Raw genomic sequence first — 17,723 nt, 5'->3', positions numbered from 1 at the left:
AACTCGAATCAAATATACGAAGATCGCCGGTGCTATGATCGAAGGGAAAGGAGGGAGGACTTCCATGTACGAATGGAACGAGATGGTCCAGCTTATGGTGGATTGGATCGAAGCCAATATAACGGAGAGTTCGTCTTTATTGAAGATGTCAGAGCAGTTAGGCTATTCCCCTTATTATTGTTCCAGGCAGTTCAACCAATTGACCGGGACAACATTACGGGATTACGTCTGGACTCGAAGAATCAGTCGAGCCGCCTTGGAGCTCCGTGACACGGACCAGCGGGTTCTGGATATTGCTTTAAAGTACGGGTTCTCATCCCAAGAGGCGTTCACGCGTGCGTTCAACAAAGCTTTTCAGCTCACCCCCGCAGCCTACCAAAAAGCTCCCCGCCCTATTAAGCTGGCTATTCGTCAGGAGGTATTCTCGCCTTACCATTATTTGATCAAGGAGCGGGATAAGATGAGCAAGGTGCATTTGCAACCAGCGGAGATCAAAGTTGAGTTCATTCCGGCGCACAAATTTATCGGGATTTGGGACCTTTCCGCAGCAAACTTTGGGGAATTCTGGGAAAGGGGACATTCTTGTGACGAGATCTGTGGCACGCTGGAGAGCATGTCCAATCACACCCTCCCTGGACAACTGGGGCAGACGGCGGGATGGTTTTACCAAAATGGTCAAAAGGGGTACCTATATGGAATCCCTGTTTCACTGGAGTACGAGGGGCCTATTCCGGAAGGGATGGAGTGCAGGGAAATTCCGGAATCGGAGTATTTGGTCTTTTTTCACCCGCCTTTCGATTATTTGAAGGATAATGGCGATGTGATGAGCACCGTTGAAGAAGTGGCGTGGAACTTCGACCCCACAGGTATGGGCTACGAATGGGATGAAGGGATCAAACAGGACTACCAACGGCATTACCCAGAGGGATATGGTTATGCTGTGCTGCGGCCGGTAAAAAAGGCATAGCCGATTATGTAATAACGTAACGTAAGACCCCTCGTAAAGGGGTCTTTTTGTATGAAATAGGCTAGTGACTCATTAGCTATTAATCCATTTCATAGACACATTCCACAATTCCTCAGCCGCGTCGGGATTCATTGCGTAAGAGGCGAGCCCCGACGGAGTCTCTCCAACACGAGATCCGACCTCGTTGCAGTTTTCAAAATATCGGCCGCCGATACCGTTTAACAAGCTGCTCCAGATTTTGTAGCTGAAAATGTACTAGAGGCTGTTAACTGGCTCTTAAAATAGCTATTCAGTTAGTCCAACGTCTGCGCAGCTAACAATGTTATTGTCACTGACATTCATCTGTTTTTATGAGATATGGGAAAAAGCCAAGAAGGTCAACATCACCTTCTTGGCTTTTCTGGCGTAGTGGCGGTAGAGGGCGGGCTTTACAATAAGTTCTCGTACACTATCTTAGTGAACTCAAAACGTCTTTCAGCCGCTCGGCAAACGGTTTTGGCTGCACTTGGTAGCCGATGTGATTTTCCGGGAACTCGGCAATGTCTACCTCCAAACGTTCTGCCAATCCTTCGGCGGAGCGTGCGGGAAAATAACGTCTGGAGGTGCTGCCTACAGCGGGGCAGACCTGTGCCGTAGAATGAGATAGCGCAGTTTGGAGCTGCTCCAGCTTGAAAGCATATCCAAGCACGCCCGGAGCTTCCTTCGCCATGAAGTATTCCATGTTTGCAATCATGCGTTCCCTTTGCTCATCGCTCGGTGGCGAAGAAGGGCTGGGACCGTCATCATCTCGAAGTCCAATGGCTGAAGTGAACTTGATAAAAGCCGGAAATAAACCTAACTTGCGGTGATCTGCGATTAGGTCCTCCATAATCGTCTTGGCCTGTAATCGTTCATCGCCGTGTAAAAGATCCAGCAAAGGCGGTTCATGCGGAATCAACACACGCACTTGTCCGGGATAGCGCATCGTCAGATCAAGTCCAATGACAGCCCCGGAACTGCTTCCGAAAACGTATGCCGGCTCATCGGTTAAAGCGGCCAAGAGGCGGTGAGCATCGTCACTGTGCGTCTCGATCCGGTAATTTTCAGCTGGATTGGTGAGCTTGCTGCGGGAGTGGCCCCGGCGTTCGTAAGTGACGACTGTGTACTGATCGGCGAGATGGTCCGCCACCTCCAGAAATACATCGGCATCACCGCAACCCCCGTGGATCATCAGAAGTACAGGCCCTGCCCCGCGCACCTCATAGTGGATACTTGCTCCAGGCACAGTTAACATATCCGTCTTTATCATACTCATTTCATCTCTCCTTATAGGAAGATCATAAGGCAGCTTTATGAACTGAATATGAATTCAAGGCTAAGGGATGAATTGGTCATAGGTATAGGACTTGATAACACTTCCGGAGGTCATCTCCAAACTGAACTTACTGATCCAATAATGATAAACAGAACATACTAAAGAAATGAATGTTATAAGCCCCGAGGACGACGATCCCGGGCTTTTTTTGTTGTCTTGTCCAGATTACCACTAAGCATTGCAGTGATTGAAGGTGGCGTGGTTCCCCTTAAAAAGGCCAGCTCAGTTGATGAGCTGGTCTTGATTTAGCTATCTAAGCACTGGTAATTCCTTCATAGGGACTTACCAAAGTTGACAAAGGGGAAAATCACAATTAATATACCCATAGGGGTATATGTATAACATCAATAAGGAGTGAAACAGCATGGCATTCAAATTTCCCAAAGCAACGACACCGCAGGAAGTAGCATTAAGACTCAATCGTGGTGAGAAGTTGTATATGCTGGATGTTCGCGAGCCTGAGGAGTGGGCTGTGGGTCATCTAGAAGGCGCCAAGCATATTCCGCTCGGGCAGCTTTCCGGACGTCTGCATGAGCTTGATAAGTCGAAGGAGATTATCGTGATTTGCCGCAGCGGCAATCGCAGCGGTCTTGCCTGTGAATTGCTGAACGAAAAGGGATTCGACGTGGTGAATATGACGGGAGGCATGAACAACTGGAATGATGTTGTCGAAAGCTAAAGGATGTGAAAACTTTGCAAACGGGAACAATCATCAATTTCGTTATCATTGCACTGTTTGGATGGTTTATATTTTCGAGGTTAAAACCAGTTAAGGGACTCCGGAGCCTGAACGCACAGGAGTTTAGTGATGAAATGAAAAAGCCGGGTAAACCCCTGCTGATCGATGTCCGTGAACCGGGTGAATTTAAGGGAGGATTTATTGCCGGGGCGCAAAACATGCCACTGTCCCAACTGCCCGGATTGCTCACAGAAATCCCGAAGGATCAACCGGTGCTCCTCTACTGCCGAAGCGGTATGCGCAGTAAAAGCGCGGCGAAGATGCTGCTCAAAAACGGGCACAAGGAACTGGCGCATCTACAGGGCGGTCTGGGTGCCTGGAACGGAAAACTGTCGCGTAAGTAATATCCATGTTTATGTTTGGTTAAGTTAACCTAATGGTGAGATAAAAACGGGAGGCTGACATGCGATGTTTCATTACACGGTTGAAACGACCAAAACGATTGAACAAGCGATTGAAGCTCTGACGGAAAACCTGAAGGCGGAAAAGTTCGGCGTCCTTTGGCGGTTGGACATGAAGGCGAAGCTTCACGAAAAGGGTGTTGAGTTCAATATGCCGTATGAGATCCTGGAGGTTTGTAATCCGGTTGAAGCTAAACGGGTATTGTCTGAAGATGCATTGGTCGGATATTTCCTGCCGTGCAAGCTGGCTGTGTACGTGGAGAACGGAACAACCAAGATCGGCATGCCGAAACCAACGGCATTGATCGGGTTGGCAGAGAATGACGCCTTGATGAGCATTGCATCGGATATCGAAAAGCGCCTGACGGCATGTGTGGATAAGAGTATATAAACGGATACGATAATCCTATTTTCCCATACGATAGTAAAATCAACTAAACCACTTACATGATAACATGTCGGTAAGTTGGCCGTGAACGATAGACAAATGAAATGCTGTCAGCTGAGAAGGCTGATGGCATTTTTTTATGAATCGTATATCGGTCAAACTATTCTCTGCAATCCGGATCTGCCTAACCGGGTTCAGGACCATCGGAGGGAACAGGTTATGTCAAAAACGATTGTAGCCGTGATCGGCTGCGGGACCATTGCCAACAATGCGCACATCCCGGCGTACATGGCGAGCAAGGATGCCGGGATCAAGTATTTCTGCGACATTCGCAAGGAGCGGGCTGAGAAAGCCGTCGAGCAGTACGGTTGCGGCACGGCGGTGGAGGATTATCAGGTCATTTTGGAGGACCCGGACGTGGTGGCGGTATCAATCTGCACGCCGAACAACGTTCATGCTCAAATCGCGATCGACTGCATGCGTGCTGGCAAGCATGTGCTGTGCGAAAAGCCGGCGGCGCGGACGTACTGGGAGGCGCTGGAGATGCAGAAGGTGCAGCACGAAACCGGTATGACGCTGAACATCGGTGTCGTCAACCGCTTCAATAAAGGCGTCAACATCATCAAGCAGATGATCGAAAGCGGCGAGCTTGGCGAGCTGTACCACGTCGTCGTAAGCTTCCGCGCGCATCGATCCATTCCCGGGCTCGGCGGTGATTTTACGACCAAGGCGGTCGCCGGCGGCGGGGCGCTGATCGACTGGGGCGTTCATTATCTGGATATCGTCATGTACTGCGCGGGCGATCCACGGCCGAAGACGGTGACGGGGCAGGCGTACTCCAAGCTGGGCAAAGACATGCAAAATTACGCTTACCTGAACATGTGGGCGGGTCCTCCAAACTATGAGGGCAGCTATGACGTCGACGACTTCGTGACGGCGATGATTCGAACTGAAGGCCCGTCGATTTCGGTCAACGGCGCCTGGGCGCAAAACATCGGCGTGGAAGAAACGTACATTGATTTCCTCGGCGACAAAGCTGGCATTCGCCTTCAGTACGGTCAGGAGTTCACCTTGTATTCGGCGAAGCATGGCGCATTGATCGAAAGCACGCCGAACTATCCGAAGACCAATGCGTTCCAGGAGGAGATCGACGGCTTTATCGCGGGCATCCATTCCGGTGAAAAGCTGCCGTCGCACATTGACACGGTGATTTTGACTGCGCAAATGATCGAGGCCATTTACCAATCCTCTGAAGAAAGCCGTGAGATTTCCTTAACGGAAGCTGGAGTGGCACAGGCATGAAGAAAATCGGCTTTATCGACTATTATCTGGACGAATGGCATGCCAACCAATATCCCGGATGGATCAAGGACGCTTCGCGCGGGGAGATGGAGGTCGCCTTTGCGTATGCGGTCAAGGACGCGGAGCATGGGATGACCAATCGGGAATGGTGCGCAAAGCAAGGCGTGGCATGGTGCGACACGATCGAAGGGGTGATCGCCCAAAGCGACTATCTGATCGTACTGTCGCCTGACAACCCGGAGCAGCATGAGGCGCTGGCGGAGCTGCCGCTCGCCTCGGGTAAACCGACGTACGTGGACAAGACGTTTGCCCCGGACCGGGCAACCGCCTTACGCCTGTTCGAGCGGGCCGGGCGGCATCGCACGCCGCTGTATTCCTCGTCCGCGCTGCGTTATGCCGACGAATACGGGGAGATTGAGCGCGCGGGGATTCGGGTGATTGCGAGCCTTGGCCCGGGCTCGTTCGAGAACTACTCGATCCACCAGATCGAGCCGGTTGTCGCGCTTATGGGTACAGACGCGAAGCGCATCATGTTCATCGGCACGGAGGCTGCGCCGGCACTGCTGATCGAGTTCGCGGGCGGCCGGCAGGCCACGATCCAGCAGCCGGGTCCGGGCTGTCCGTTCATGATGGCCGTCAACTATGATTCCGGTACCTGCCGCGTCGTGCAGCCGGTTTCGGATTATTTTCAGCGCTTCATTCGGGATCTGGTGGCGTTTTTCGAGAACGGACAGGTAAGCGTGCCGCCTGCCGAGACGGTCGCCATTATGTCGATCATCGAAAACGGCAGGATCGCCGCCAAGCAGCCGTATCGCTGGATCGATCTGCCGGAGAGCTGGTAAGCGGCAGGAACAGAACAAAGCAGCCATTTTCGCGGAGAACGGGAATGGCTGCTTTGTTGCGCCTGAACATTCATATAGGGCGCAGTATTCAATCTGTGGAGACTCGCCCTAGCGCACGATGGCGCTGGAAACGAGTCTCCGGAGATTTTTTTGCATTCGGATGGATTGGTTCGTTGAACATGTGCTATATCCCCTTCGATTTTTCAACCGGCATGCCGCCGGACTTTTTGCGAACCAGTCGATCCATGACCCGCCTGCTCCACGGACTAAGCGTTGCCAGCGTGGGAGCATCGACGAAACGGCAGAAAAGATGGGCTAATGCAAAGATAAAAGGAGTTGTTAGGATAACGGTGAGGACTGTGCTAAGGCCGTAAGAGAACAGGAGGTGGAACTGATAGAACAGATAGGAACCCAGCGAGCAAATGATGGTGAAGTGAACCAGGTATAAAGAGAAGGATATCGTGCCGAGGTAGAGGAAGGGCTGCCGGCCGAACAGCGACTTGAGGCGGGGCGAGATGAGCAGGGCCGTTAAAGTCAGGCAAGCGCCAAGCGTATGGGAGAACACGAAGAACGAAAAGGTGGACGAGCCTTTCCATACCAGGATGGAGTAAATAGTGTTCTGGGTTCCCACGTAAGGGAAAGAGCCGAGATACAGTCCGGCCCCCAGAAACAGGGGAGCGCTCCAGGGCGGAAGAACGGCGGTCAGCCGGTTGCGGCCGCTGTACGTCAAGTCGCTGAGTGCCATGCCGAGCACAAACCCGAGGTAATAGGAATCGGCAAGGAGCACCGCAAGAGCGGCGTAACCGATGATCCGCAGCCTGAAGCGGCCGAGGGTCAACAGAAACCCGAAGATGAGGAAGGAACCCAGCAGCTCGTAGGTCATGGTCCATAACACAGGATTGTAAGCGGATCCATAAGTGAAGAAGGTGTGGTACAGCGCCTCCCGGATCATGTCGAGTACACGGGGGCTGGCCGTGAATGGATCGGGCATCGACGATTGGGTAGTTTGGCGGATGTCGTCATAAAATCCCAAGCCCAGCCGCATAACCGCGAAAGCGAGGCAAACGGACAGCGAAGCCGGAATGGCGAGCCGGAAAAACCTGCGCAGCGCGGACGCATAAATATGCATCTTGTCCTTCGTGAGAAAATAGCGCCAGCTCAGCACGTATCCGCTCAGCACGAAAAAGACGCAAACCGAGAAGTTGCCGTTGAACATCAGGTTCATCGGCGTTCGCGCGGCCAGACCTTCAAAGGGAAAGTGGGCGATCTCCGGTTTTCCTTCGAAGACAGACGGCGCGAAGACCTGAAAAAAATGGGACACCACGACGACGCAGGCCGCCAGTCCTCTTAAACCATCCAAATAAGCGATTTTAGTCTTCATGCAAGTGCAAGCCTCCCTCGATTTTTGAATCCCATTCTAGGCGATTCGCGAGGGGAAAGATTGTACTTCCGTATCAAATGAGAGGAGTCGTGCCGAATGAAAAAGCTCGATATCGATCGATTGACCCGCGCCGGAGTCATCTATTTCAATTCGAAGCTCGAGATGCTGGAGAATTTGCACTGCAAGATGTACCGGATGAACACCCTCGTCAGCCTGTCCACCCATTTCCATGACTATTATCAGATCTGGTACGTATCCAAAGGCGAATTCGTGCACACGATCTCCAATCGGCAGTACCGGATCCGACAAGGCGATTTGTTCCTCGTTCCCCCCTTTACGCTGCATCGCGTGCAGGCTTTCGAGACAGAGGGGGAGATCCTCGGCTGCGAATTTATGCCGTCCTTCATTAACGAGCGCTTCGCGGATCCTTCGGGAGAGCGGAGATTTTTTGACGCCGAGTATTTGAGGCATTTCTCACAGTCGGACTGCACGCCGCATTCGCAGATCGCCTTCGACGGCGTCACGGACGGCAGAATCCGCGGCCTGCTTCAGGATATGCTCGGGGAATACGAGGAGCGGACGCCCTTTTTTGAAATTGTGCTGAAGGCCAGTCTCCTGCAGCTGCTGTCGATCATCATCCGCCAGGTGAACGGGGAGCTGGTGAAGGCCGGGTTTCAAAAGATCGAAAGGTACCGCGACACGATGAACAAGGTCGTCGAATACATCGACCGGAATGCGCATGAGGACATCAAGCTGGAGCATATCTGCGCGATATCCAACATGTCGAAGCCGACCATTTGCCGGCTGTTCAAGGAGTGGACGGGCAAGACCTTCAACCGCTATCTCGTCGATTTACGGATATCCAACGCGCTCGTCCTGCTGCAGCGGCCGTCCATGTCCATCACGGACGTATGCTATGCCACGGGGTTCAACGAGCTCGCGTATTTTTGCCGGATTTTCAAAAAATACACGGGCATTTCCCCAAACCAGTTCCGAAAACAGGTGATGGGCAAGCCATTTTAAGTTTTAACGATAATCCAATTACTAGAGACAATAGTGAAATTAACTAAAACGCTTACATGATAACATGTGGGTAGTTGACGGCGGCAAGCGCGCATTGGCGGCGCTGCCGCCCCAAGATTAAGGAGGGAAGAGACATGATGCGAAAAGGGAGTACATGGGGGCTCGTGATGGTTTTCCTGCTGGTCGCGGTCCTGTCGGGCTGCGGCGGCAAAGATGCGGCAAGCGGTGGCCAGGAAGGCGGCGAAGCGAAGGGCGGCGATGCCCCGAAAGAAAAAGTGCAGCTGAGCTTCTGGTACGGCTGGACCGGCATGGAGGCGGAAGCCCTCGAGAAATTGATCAAGAAATGGAATGACGCCAATCCGGACATTCAGGTAAAGGGGCTGTCCCAGAGCGATTACCAGAAGCAGCTGACGGCGATTACCGGAGGTAACCCGCCGGACGTCGCGTCCAACTTCGGTCAGGACGTCGTGCCGTGGGGCGAACGCGGGGCCATGATGCCGCTGGACGATTTGATCAAGAAGGACAACGTCGACCTCGGCGACTTCGTGCCTGCTGCACTGAGCTCTTCCCAGTCGAATGGAAAAACGTACGCTTTACCGATCGCGATGCACGTCTCGATGCTTTTCTATAACAAGGAGCTTCTGGAAAAGGCGGGCTTTAGCGGGCCGCCGGAGACGATGGGCCAGCTCAAGGAGTACATTGCGAAGCTGAGCGTCAAGGAGGATGGAGGCAAGCTCCAGCAGCTGGGCCTGTGGCCCGGCGTCGATGCCTATACGTTCAGCTACGCTTATGGCGGATCCTATTACGATGCGGACAAGAAGCAGGCCACGCCCGACGATGCGGGGGTCAAGAAGGCCGTGGAATTCGGAAAAGGAATCTGGGACCAATTCGGGTCGAAGGAGCTCGATCGCTTCGCGTCCGGCTTGGGGCAGTACATGTCGCCGCAGAATCCATTCTTTACAGGCAAATACGCGATGACGATCGACGGCGAATGGCTGCCCACGTTCATTAAGCAGTACGCCCCGAACCTGAAATACGGCATTGCGCCCATTCCGTACGATGAGAGCAACCCGAGCCTGAAGGACCCGGGCAACGTCACGACCAGCGTATTTTACATCCCGAAAGGCGTGAAGCATCCGGAAGAATCGTGGCAGTTCCTGAAATGGATGACCGAGCCGGAGCAGATGGCGGAATTCACCGCGGCCATCGGAAACCTGCCGACCCGAACCTCGCTGCAGACACATGAAATTTACAAGGAAGTACCGGGCTTCCAGGAGTTTTTACAGTATTCCTCCAGCCCGAACCTGCATTCCTTCCCGGCTACGTCCTTTTCGACGGAGTACATGACCGAATTCTCGAACCAGTATAACGCGATCCTGCGCGGGGAAGTCAGCTTGGACGAGGGGTTGAAACGGGTGAAGGACAAGATCCAGCCCTTAGTCAAATAATCCGGTTCTTTACATCCGGGCTCGGTCCGCTTTTGGGCCGGGCCCGCATTCCAACAATCACGAGGAGGACGTGCAGATGATCGAAACGATATCCTCAGCGGCGCCTAGGCGGAGAAAGGGCTGGACGAGGAAGGAGTGGCATTATTTTTGGCTGGGGCTGATCTTCGCTTCCCCATGGATCATCGGGTTTCTGATTTTTACCGTGTATCCTTTCTTCAGCTCCCTCTACTTCAGCCTGACGGAATACGATCTGTTCAATCCGCCAAAATGGGTGGGTATGGACAATTACGCCGCGATCATGAAAGACCGCAGCTTCTATAAATCGATCAGCAACACGCTGTTCATGGCGTTCATATCCGTTCCGGTCACGCTGTTCAGCTCGCTGCTCATTGCGCTGCTGCTGAACTTCAAGGTGAAGGGCATCCGATACTACCGCACGATCTTTTATCTTCCGGCCGTTATTCCAGGCGTGGCGAGCGCCCTGCTCTGGACCTGGATGCTGAATCCGGACTTCGGCCTGGTCAACATTTTCTTGCGCTGGCTGCATCTTCCCGATCCGGCCTGGCTGCTTGATCCCCGGTTCACCAAGCCTTCCCTGATCCTGATGGGGCTCTGGGGTTCCGGCGCGGGGGCGCTCATTTTTCTCGCGGCGCTGCAAGGGGTTCCGCAAACCTACTACGAAGCGGCCCAGGTCGACGGTGCCAACTGGTGGCACCGATTCTGGAGAATCACGGTACCGGCGCTGTCGCCGATCATTTTGTTTCAGCTGATCATGGGACTCATCGGGGCTTTTCAAATTTTCACGGAATCCTACATTCTGGCAGGTGGCAAGTCAAGCGGCGGCGCTCTCGGCGGGCCGGGGCAGTCGTTATTGTTCTATGCCGTCAATTTGTACCAGGAAGCCTTTATCAATCTGAAAATGGGATACGCCTCGGCGCTGGCCTGGATCCTGTTCGTGATCGTCATGCTGATTACGCTGCTGGTCCTGAAAACGTCCAAACGCTGGGTCTACTACGGGGGTGAATAGCGGATGAGCGCTGGCAAGCTGTTTCGCACGAAAATTTTTCCGCATACGATGCTGATTTTGTTTGCATTCTTTTTTCTCTTTCCGTTCGTTTGGCTCGTGTTCACATCGCTCAAGTCGTCGAACGAAATTTTTGAACTGCCGCCGCGCATCCTGCCGGAATCGTTTCAATGGTCGAATTACAAGGCCGCGTTCGAAACGGTGCCGTTCGGGCACTATATGCTGAACACCCTGGTTATCTGCGTCGTTTGCATCGTCGGGCAATTGTTTGCCTCCCCGCTGGTGGCCTATTCGATCTCCCGGATTCCGTGGGTGGGGAGCAAGATCATTTTCGCGATCGTCCTGGCAACGATGATCCTGCCCTCGCAGGTGCAGCTGATTCCGCAGTACATTATTTTCGCCAAGCTGGGCTGGGTCAACACCATCCTGCCGCTGACGATCGGGGCCTTTTTCGGCGCGCCGTTCTACATTTTCTTATTGAGGCAATTTCTCTTAGGCATCCCCAAGGAGCTGTCCGAAGCTGCGAAAATGGACGGTGCGTCCGAGTTTCGTATTTATTCGCAAATTATTATGCCGACCTTGAAGCCGGCGCTCGCGACGGTTGCGTTGTTTACCTTCGTGGGTGCTTATACGGACTTTATGGGACCGCTCATTTACTTGAACGATGCCGCCAAGTGGACGCTGACGCTCGGTCTGCAGGGATTCCAGCAGGATCACGGGGCGCAATGGGAAAAGCTGATGGCCGCGTCGACGATCATGGCGATTCCGATGATTTTGCTCTATTTTTTCGGGCAGAAGTACTATATGCAATCCGGATCTGCTTTTACGGGGTTCAAATGATTCATGCATCCCTTGGCGATCTCAAAGGGAAGGCAAGTTTGTGCCCCATATATAAAGGCTGGTTGGAAACCCCAATCAGCCTTTTTTCAATTCTCCAACCTTGTAACTTTGCCTCGGCTCGTAGCGTCCATAAGACAGTAGGTAAATTTCGTTAAAAGCTGGGAGGATATCGATGATGCGAAAATGGACTATGGCCGCTGCCGGGCTGCTGCTTGCCGGGACGCTCGGGAGCGCCTGGACAGGCCCGTCCGTGTGGGCTCAAACCTCCGGACCGAACGCAAGTTATTCGAGCCCGGGCTCGGAATTTTATTTGACGAATCCGATACCGCTCGCCAAGCCGAAATGGACGGCGGCGCTTGACGCGCCGAAGGACTCGTCCGCCTCCAATCCTTCCGTAGTTATAGCGGGACAGGGGAAGGTCTACTACATCGCGGGCGGCAAGCTGATCGCGAAGGAGGCCGCGACCGGGAAGACGCTGTGGTCGTTCGGGACGGGACTTGGCCATGCAACCCTCACGAGTACCGACGGAACGAAACTCTACGTCGGTGCCAAAGACGGCTCGGTTTACCGGGTCGATAAGGCGACTGGAAAGGGCGCGCGCATCTACCGTGCTCCATCGGGGCATGCGCCCGAGATATCCGTGGACGGTGGAACCTTGTACGTCTTTGCCGCCGGTTCACTCATCTCGGTCGATCCTGCTACAGGCAAGGAGAAATGGCGGAATCAGGACGGTAAGTCCCTGCCTCAGCGCGTCGGTGGCACGCTGCTCTCGGGCGCCGTGGAATCGGGAGCGATCACCGTCTATACAACTTACGCGATCGATCCCGCTACGGGCAAGACGCTGTGGCGGCTGCCGGGCGATCATACGGGGCTTCTCAAGTCGGAAGGGAATAAGCTTTACTTCCAGGACCAGTGGCTGGATGCTGATTATGTGGAGACTGCGGCGAACATCGACGAGGTGGATGTGAAGACCGGCAAGATTACGGCAAGCAAGAAGTTTGTTGCCTTAAAGGCTGACGATAACCCGGTCTATCCCCCATATAAAGTGGTGATGAATGGCAATGACGTCTATGCGGCCGTTGCCGGCGAGGGTGTCTTCCGCTTCAATTACGACGCCGATCCCGCTGTTGTGAAGCCGGAATTGATACCGGATCGGGGGGAGTTTATCGCGGGCCCCTATAACGGCAAGCTGTTTTTCCTGGGTGAGGACAGCCGCGGGATTCATGCGCGTAAAATCGTGGATCGTTCGTATGTGAATTATAACGGCCCCGACAATCCGGCCAGCCGCGTCGATATGATCCAATCCGGCTTGTACGTCGGGCAGAGTGACGGTACCGTCTATGCGCTGAACGTCTCGACAGGTAAGGCTTTGTTCCGTGCGCAGACAAAGGCGCGCAGTTACGGAGCTTTTCAGGTTGAGGGCGGCATGCTGCTCGTTCAGGCGGAGAGCCAGCTGTATGCGTACCCGCTGCCTTCCGAATTGGCGAAGCCCGCTGCTGGGGGCAGCGCGGCGGGAGCCTTCGCGAAGTCGGATGCCAAGGTCACGCTGGATGGGAAGGCACTTCCGCTGCGGGTTGGAGCGGGTGTCATGTCGGCAGATAACCGGATGTTCATCCCGTTCCGGTCACTGACGGAAGCGCTCGGAGCCAAGGTTGCATACGACGCCAAGACGAAGCGGACGACCGTGACCTACGGAACACGCGTTTTCTCGATCGCCGACGGCTCCCCTTTTGCTCTCACAGACGGGAAGCAAGCCGCACTGTCTTACTCCCCGGCGACGCTGAACGGCTCGCTCTACGTGCCGATCAAGGACTTCGGCGATCTGCTGGGTGTGCAGGTGAAATGGAACGCCGGCAAGCGTACGGTGGAGGTAACCAAGGCGGCTGCCACGAAATAAGGTTGACGATTCTTTGAGGTTAGAGCAGGAGTAAGGAACACCGAACGAATGGAAAAATTCCTATTGTCCTTAAGGAGCCTAATGTATACTGAAAACGGCGGGATGACCGCCGTTTTTCCACATTCACTTTACAGAATTGAAGGTTAATCGGAGCTGATTTTTAAAGACTAACCAAGGACAATGGAGATGAGCATAAAATGAAAGTAATCGGTCTTATTGGCGGAATGAGCTGGGAATCTTCTGCTTTGTACTATCGAATGATCAATGAAGAAGTAAGAAGTAGGTTAGGTGGGCTGCACTCTGCGAAATGCCTGTTATATAGCGTTGATTTTGAAGAAATTGAACGTTACCAAGCGGAAGGAGCCTGGGAAAAGGCGGGAGAAGTACTAGGCCAAACCGCACGCGCTTTGGAAAAAGGGGGCGCTGACTTTATCATCATTTGCACCAATACGATGCACAAAGTTATCGATGATATTCAGGCCAAGATCAACATCCCCATTTTGCATATAGCGGATGCTACAGCAGCCCAAATCAAAGAAAGCCAGATTCAGACGGTTGGGCTGCTTGGCACGAAGTACACCATGGAACAGGACTTTTATAAATCACGCCTGGAGCTGAACGGGATTCAGGTAATCGTTCCAGATCGGGATGACAGAGAGGCCGTAAACAAGATCATCTACGAAGAGTTATGCCTGGGCAAGATTCATCAGGAATCCAGAGAATATTATAAAAAGGTTATTCAGGGCTTGATCGAATCTGGAGCCGAAGGGATTATATTAGGCTGTACAGAAATTGGACTATTGGTGAAGCCGGAAGACGCAGAAGTTCCTCTGTTTGACACAACCTATATCCATGCTTGCGAGGCTGTAAATATGTCTTTGAAAGCGTGAAATTGGAGCTGAATCCCGTACGGACCAATTAAAATAGGAGTTCATCCCAGCGCGCCCGCCAGGGCGCGTTTTTTAATGTGATATAGGGTTTGAAGAACGCCAGTACAGCCAAAAAAATTTTGAAGAAATTTCCCGGCCGATGTTGTCACATCCCATCCTCACTCCCCGTCATACGGGTAAAATCACCGAAAGGGATGATCGAGATGGAGATGGAATACGGTTATGATGTGGCGGTAGTTGGCGGGGGCATAGCAGGTCTGACGGCAGCGGTGTATGCGGCGAAGGCGGGGAAGCGGACGATTCTGATCGAGAAGCAGGAGCGCCTCGGCGGGCGAGCCATCACGGTGAAAAAGAAGGGAGCATACTTCAATCTGGGCGGGCACGCCCTGTATCACGGCGATGCGTTTGCGACCTTCCGCGAGCTGGGGCTAAGTTTGCAGGGAGGTCAGCCTTCCACCGATGCACTCGGCATTTGGAACGGGAAGCTGGTGACCATGCCGATGGGGGTCAAATCGCTCTTTACCACGCCGCTGCTGTCCTGGAAAGGGAAGGTGGAGCTGGCCTCCTGGCTGGCGAAGCTTGGCAAACTGGATACGCTCCGGTACGAGCGGGTCAGTCTCCGGGAATGGCTGGAGGGGAATATCAAGGACCCTATGCTGCGGCATTTGTTTTATTCGCTTTTTCGCACGGCAAGCTACGTGGTAGCGCCGGATCTGCAGGCGGCGGGTCCCGTACTGCGGCAGCTTCAGAACTCTCTGAAGGGCGTGCTGTATCTTGACCGGGGCTGGGGCGCGATGGTCGACGAGCTAGGCAAGCTGGCTGAGGATGGCGGCGTAAAGCTGCTCTCGAAGAGCAATGCCGTGTCCATTGGGCACGCTGAAGGCTCCGTACGGCATGTGCTCTGCGAAGACGGAACGACAATCAAGGCGAATTCCATCATCGTCGCCGCATCGCCCACGATCGCTCACCAGCTGGTACCCGGAGCTGAAACGACCGCCCTTCATACCTGGAAGGAGCAGGCGGTCGAAATTACGGCTGCGTGCCTGGATGTCGCGCTCCGTCGCCTGCCGAAGCCGGATCAGCAATTCGTGTACGGCATCGACAGGACGGTCTTTCTTTCCAACCAGTCGCGTGCTGCTGATCTAAGCGACGATGGATATCAGGTCGTTTCCGTGATGAAATACAAGGGGCTGGAAAGCGATCCCAAACGGGATTTGCAAGACCTCGAACAAACGCTGGATCTCGTGCAGCCAGGCTGGAGGGATGAGCTGGTCGTCCGGCAGTATTTGCCGAAGATTACGGTTTGCCACGATTTTATGCACCTGAACCGTCAGGAGAACCCGGGGCCCGCCGTCCCGGAAATCAAGGGGCTGTATGTGGCAGGAGATTGGGCTTCGCACGGGGAATTACTAACCGACGCCGCGACAGCGAGCGCGAAAAGGGCTGTGCGGCATATTCTCTCCTTGGAGAGCGAGGAAAGGGCGACCCATGAGCATAGAAGAATTGTATGAAGCCTATAGAAAACCGCTGATATCCTATGCCTACCGGATGCTGGGCAGCGTTATGGATGCGGAGGATATCGTGCAGGAGGCCTTTATAAGCTATGGCCGGCTGGAGGAACCTGATGCGATACGAAATGAGCGATCCTTTTTGTACAAAATCGTGACCAACCGCTGCCTTGATCTGCTCCGTTCCTCGGCGAAGAAACGGGAGCTCTATGTCGGTCCCTGGCTTCCTGAGCCTCTGATGGGTTTGCTGGATGCCGCCGAGGCCGACCCGTCCGAGATCTATATGCGGCGCGAATCCATATCAACGGCATACCTTTTGCTCCTGCAGCAGCTGAGTGCCGTCGAAAGAGCCGTTTTTCTCCTCCGCGAAATTTTTCATTATTCGTTCGACGAGATTGCCGGGATGGTTGGCAAGAGCACCGCGAACTGCCGGCAAATTTTCCACCGGGCCAAAAAGAGCATCCAGGTGGATCCTGAGCAAAGCCTGCCGGTTCACATAGCCGAAGAGAAGCTGAGGGATTTCGTCAGTTCCCTTCTGCAAGGAAATACAAGCCGATTACTGGAACTGGTCAGCGAGGGCGCTGTCATGATCTCCGATGGCGGCGGCAAGGTCAAGGCGGCACGGGTGCCTGTCATGGGATTCGAGCAGGTTACCAAACTGCTGCTTAATCTGCTCAAAATGCATGAGGGTAAATTTGCGTATTCATTCGTTTCTGTCAACGGCATACCGGGCTTCCGGCTTGCGATGGATAATGGGGATCAGTACGTGTATTCTTTTTCTTTTAAGGATGACAAGATTCAATCGATCTATGCCGTAGGAAATCCAGAGAAAATAAGGCACCTGCCAGCATTCGAGCAGCGGGATGATGAACTTGGCACGCTGTGACATCCGCGGATAATAAACCAAACGATGACTTAACCGCGATTATCGTTAACCTAGAGGAATAATAGAAGAAAGTGTGAAAAAGACCCTGCCGGCGCGAGCCAGCGGGGTTTTTGGCGTTCATGGATCAGGTCGTGCTGGAACGATGAACAAAATGATGAATTATATGGTTTGCAAAATTCTAACGACTTCATCCTCAATCTGGGATTCATCAACCTTGTCCCAATGCTCAGGGCGAATCATTTGATATTTTTTCATACGGTAAAACTCCATCACGGCTTGTTTCAAGGTGAGGTCGTACCACTGGATGCTGAACGTCGGTTCCATAATCCGTCGCAGCGTAGCGTCGTCTTGAACCAAAGACAATACTGCATTCATCCGGTTGAAAATTCCCTGATCCATCCCGGCTTCAAAAAAGCTCTCCAGCCTTTTATTCCGATTCTGCTGGGCAATAACCAGACTTTCAAACAACCGTGGATAGAATTCCTTGAGGTCCTCCAGGAACAAATCGGATATAAAAATGACGCAGATCAGCGATTGCAGGAACGTTTGCTGAAAACGCTTGATATAAGAGACGGTTTCGTCGTTCACCACAGCATCGGCCTGCTGCAAGTAGTTCATCTCATACTCTACAACCTGCTGAATGATGTCATCCTTGGATGAAAAGTGCTTGTACAGTGTCACTTTGCTGATGTCCATATATTTGGCGATATCGTCTATTTTAAGTTGGCTGAACTTGTTCTTTCGGATGACCGGTTTTATTTTCTCGATATAATGACCGGCGCTTACCGCTTTTCTCACGAAATGAAGCCTCCTTTGTGCTTATACAACATATT

The 17,723-nt window shown here is 53.1% G+C and carries 17 protein-coding genes; 14 read left to right on the top strand and 3 right to left on the bottom strand.

Annotated elements, in window-relative coordinates; translation table 11 throughout:
* Positions 1 to 64: 64 nt before the first annotated feature.
* A complete protein-coding gene (locus MKY74_RS32480) occupies positions 65 to 967 on the top strand; it encodes an AraC family transcriptional regulator (protein ID WP_076173918.1) in 903 nt (300 codons plus the stop codon).
* Positions 968 to 1,415: 448 nt separating this feature from the next.
* Here MKY74_RS32480 and MKY74_RS32475 read toward each other — a convergent pair whose 3' ends face one another.
* Positions 1,416 to 2,261: an alpha/beta fold hydrolase gene (locus MKY74_RS32475; RefSeq protein WP_076173916.1), complete on the bottom strand. Its 846-nt coding sequence runs from the start codon at positions 2,259 to 2,261 to the stop codon at positions 1,416 to 1,418.
* A gap of 424 nt (positions 2,262 to 2,685) precedes the next feature.
* On the opposite strand from MKY74_RS32475, the gene MKY74_RS32470 reads away from it, so the two are divergent.
* The 5 genes from MKY74_RS32470 (at position 2,686) to MKY74_RS32450 (ending at position 5,993) form a co-directional block, all read left to right on the top strand.
* Entirely contained in the window at positions 2,686 to 3,000 is a 315-nt protein-coding gene (locus MKY74_RS32470) for a rhodanese-like domain-containing protein (RefSeq protein WP_076173913.1), read from the top strand.
* Positions 3,001 to 3,005: 5 nt separating this feature from the next.
* Entirely contained in the window at positions 3,006 to 3,404 is a 399-nt protein-coding gene (locus MKY74_RS32465; protein ID WP_279628499.1) for a rhodanese-like domain-containing protein, read from the top strand.
* 64 nt (positions 3,405 to 3,468) lie between these two features.
* Positions 3,469 to 3,852, top strand: a complete 384-nt coding sequence (locus MKY74_RS32460; protein ID WP_076173910.1) for a DUF302 domain-containing protein — start codon at positions 3,469 to 3,471, stop codon at positions 3,850 to 3,852.
* A 216-nt stretch (positions 3,853 to 4,068) separates the two neighbouring features.
* Entirely contained in the window at positions 4,069 to 5,151 is a 1,083-nt protein-coding gene (locus tag MKY74_RS32455; protein ID WP_076174030.1) for a Gfo/Idh/MocA family protein, read from the top strand.
* Positions 5,148 to 5,993, top strand: coding sequence for a hypothetical protein (locus tag MKY74_RS32450; RefSeq protein WP_076173909.1), 846 nt, complete (start codon positions 5,148 to 5,150; stop codon positions 5,991 to 5,993). The genes MKY74_RS32455 and MKY74_RS32450 overlap by 4 nt, the downstream gene beginning before the upstream one ends.
* Before the next feature lie 184 nt (positions 5,994 to 6,177).
* Here MKY74_RS32450 and MKY74_RS32445 read toward each other — a convergent pair whose 3' ends face one another.
* Positions 6,178 to 7,374 carry an acyltransferase family protein gene (locus tag MKY74_RS32445; RefSeq protein ID WP_076173908.1) on the bottom strand — a complete coding sequence of 399 codons (1,197 nt, stop codon included), beginning with the start codon at positions 7,372 to 7,374 and terminating at the stop codon, positions 6,178 to 6,180.
* A 96-nt stretch (positions 7,375 to 7,470) separates the two neighbouring features.
* On the opposite strand from MKY74_RS32445, the gene MKY74_RS32440 reads away from it, so the two are divergent.
* The 8 genes from MKY74_RS32440 (at position 7,471) to sigJ (ending at position 16,890) form a co-directional block, all read left to right on the top strand.
* Positions 7,471 to 8,397, top strand: coding sequence for a helix-turn-helix transcriptional regulator (locus tag MKY74_RS32440; protein ID WP_076173907.1), 927 nt, complete (start codon positions 7,471 to 7,473; stop codon positions 8,395 to 8,397).
* A gap of 134 nt (positions 8,398 to 8,531) precedes the next feature.
* Positions 8,532 to 9,845 (top strand): ABC transporter substrate-binding protein, encoded by a 1,314-nt coding sequence (locus tag MKY74_RS32435; RefSeq protein ID WP_084204095.1) that lies wholly within the window; start codon positions 8,532 to 8,534, stop codon positions 9,843 to 9,845.
* 76 nt (positions 9,846 to 9,921) lie between these two features.
* The gene (locus MKY74_RS32430; RefSeq protein ID WP_076173906.1) at positions 9,922 to 10,872 is read left to right on the top strand and encodes a carbohydrate ABC transporter permease; all 951 of its coding nucleotides are present in this window, start codon (positions 9,922 to 9,924) and stop codon (positions 10,870 to 10,872) included.
* A gap of 3 nt (positions 10,873 to 10,875) precedes the next feature.
* The gene (locus MKY74_RS32425; RefSeq protein ID WP_076173905.1) at positions 10,876 to 11,709 is read left to right on the top strand and encodes a carbohydrate ABC transporter permease; all 834 of its coding nucleotides are present in this window, start codon (positions 10,876 to 10,878) and stop codon (positions 11,707 to 11,709) included.
* Positions 11,710 to 11,881: 172 nt separating this feature from the next.
* Positions 11,882 to 13,606 carry an outer membrane protein assembly factor BamB family protein gene (locus tag MKY74_RS32420; protein ID WP_076173904.1) on the top strand — a complete coding sequence of 575 codons (1,725 nt, stop codon included), beginning with the start codon at positions 11,882 to 11,884 and terminating at the stop codon, positions 13,604 to 13,606.
* Positions 13,607 to 13,803: 197 nt separating this feature from the next.
* Positions 13,804 to 14,496: an aspartate/glutamate racemase family protein gene (locus MKY74_RS32415; RefSeq protein WP_076173903.1), complete on the top strand. Its 693-nt coding sequence runs from the start codon at positions 13,804 to 13,806 to the stop codon at positions 14,494 to 14,496.
* Between the two features lie 203 nt (positions 14,497 to 14,699).
* Positions 14,700 to 16,007: a phytoene desaturase family protein gene (locus tag MKY74_RS32410; protein WP_244169389.1), complete on the top strand. Its 1,308-nt coding sequence runs from the start codon at positions 14,700 to 14,702 to the stop codon at positions 16,005 to 16,007.
* Positions 15,985 to 16,890, top strand: a complete 906-nt coding sequence (gene sigJ, locus MKY74_RS32405) for an RNA polymerase sigma factor SigJ (RefSeq protein ID WP_076173902.1) — start codon at positions 15,985 to 15,987, stop codon at positions 16,888 to 16,890. The genes MKY74_RS32410 and sigJ overlap by 23 nt, the downstream gene beginning before the upstream one ends.
* A 159-nt stretch (positions 16,891 to 17,049) precedes the next feature.
* Here sigJ and MKY74_RS32400 read toward each other — a convergent pair whose 3' ends face one another.
* Positions 17,050 to 17,688, bottom strand: coding sequence for a TetR/AcrR family transcriptional regulator (locus MKY74_RS32400; protein ID WP_076173901.1), 639 nt, complete (start codon positions 17,686 to 17,688; stop codon positions 17,050 to 17,052).
* Positions 17,689 to 17,723: the final 35 nt, after the last annotated feature.

This window comes from Paenibacillus sp. FSL R5-0378 (genome assembly GCF_038009285.1).
GTDB lineage: Bacteria > Bacillota > Bacilli > Paenibacillales > Paenibacillaceae > Paenibacillus_AQ > Paenibacillus_AQ favisporus.
Note: the sequence above shows the minus strand (reverse complement) of the source record. Positions and strands in the feature narration are given on the sequence as shown.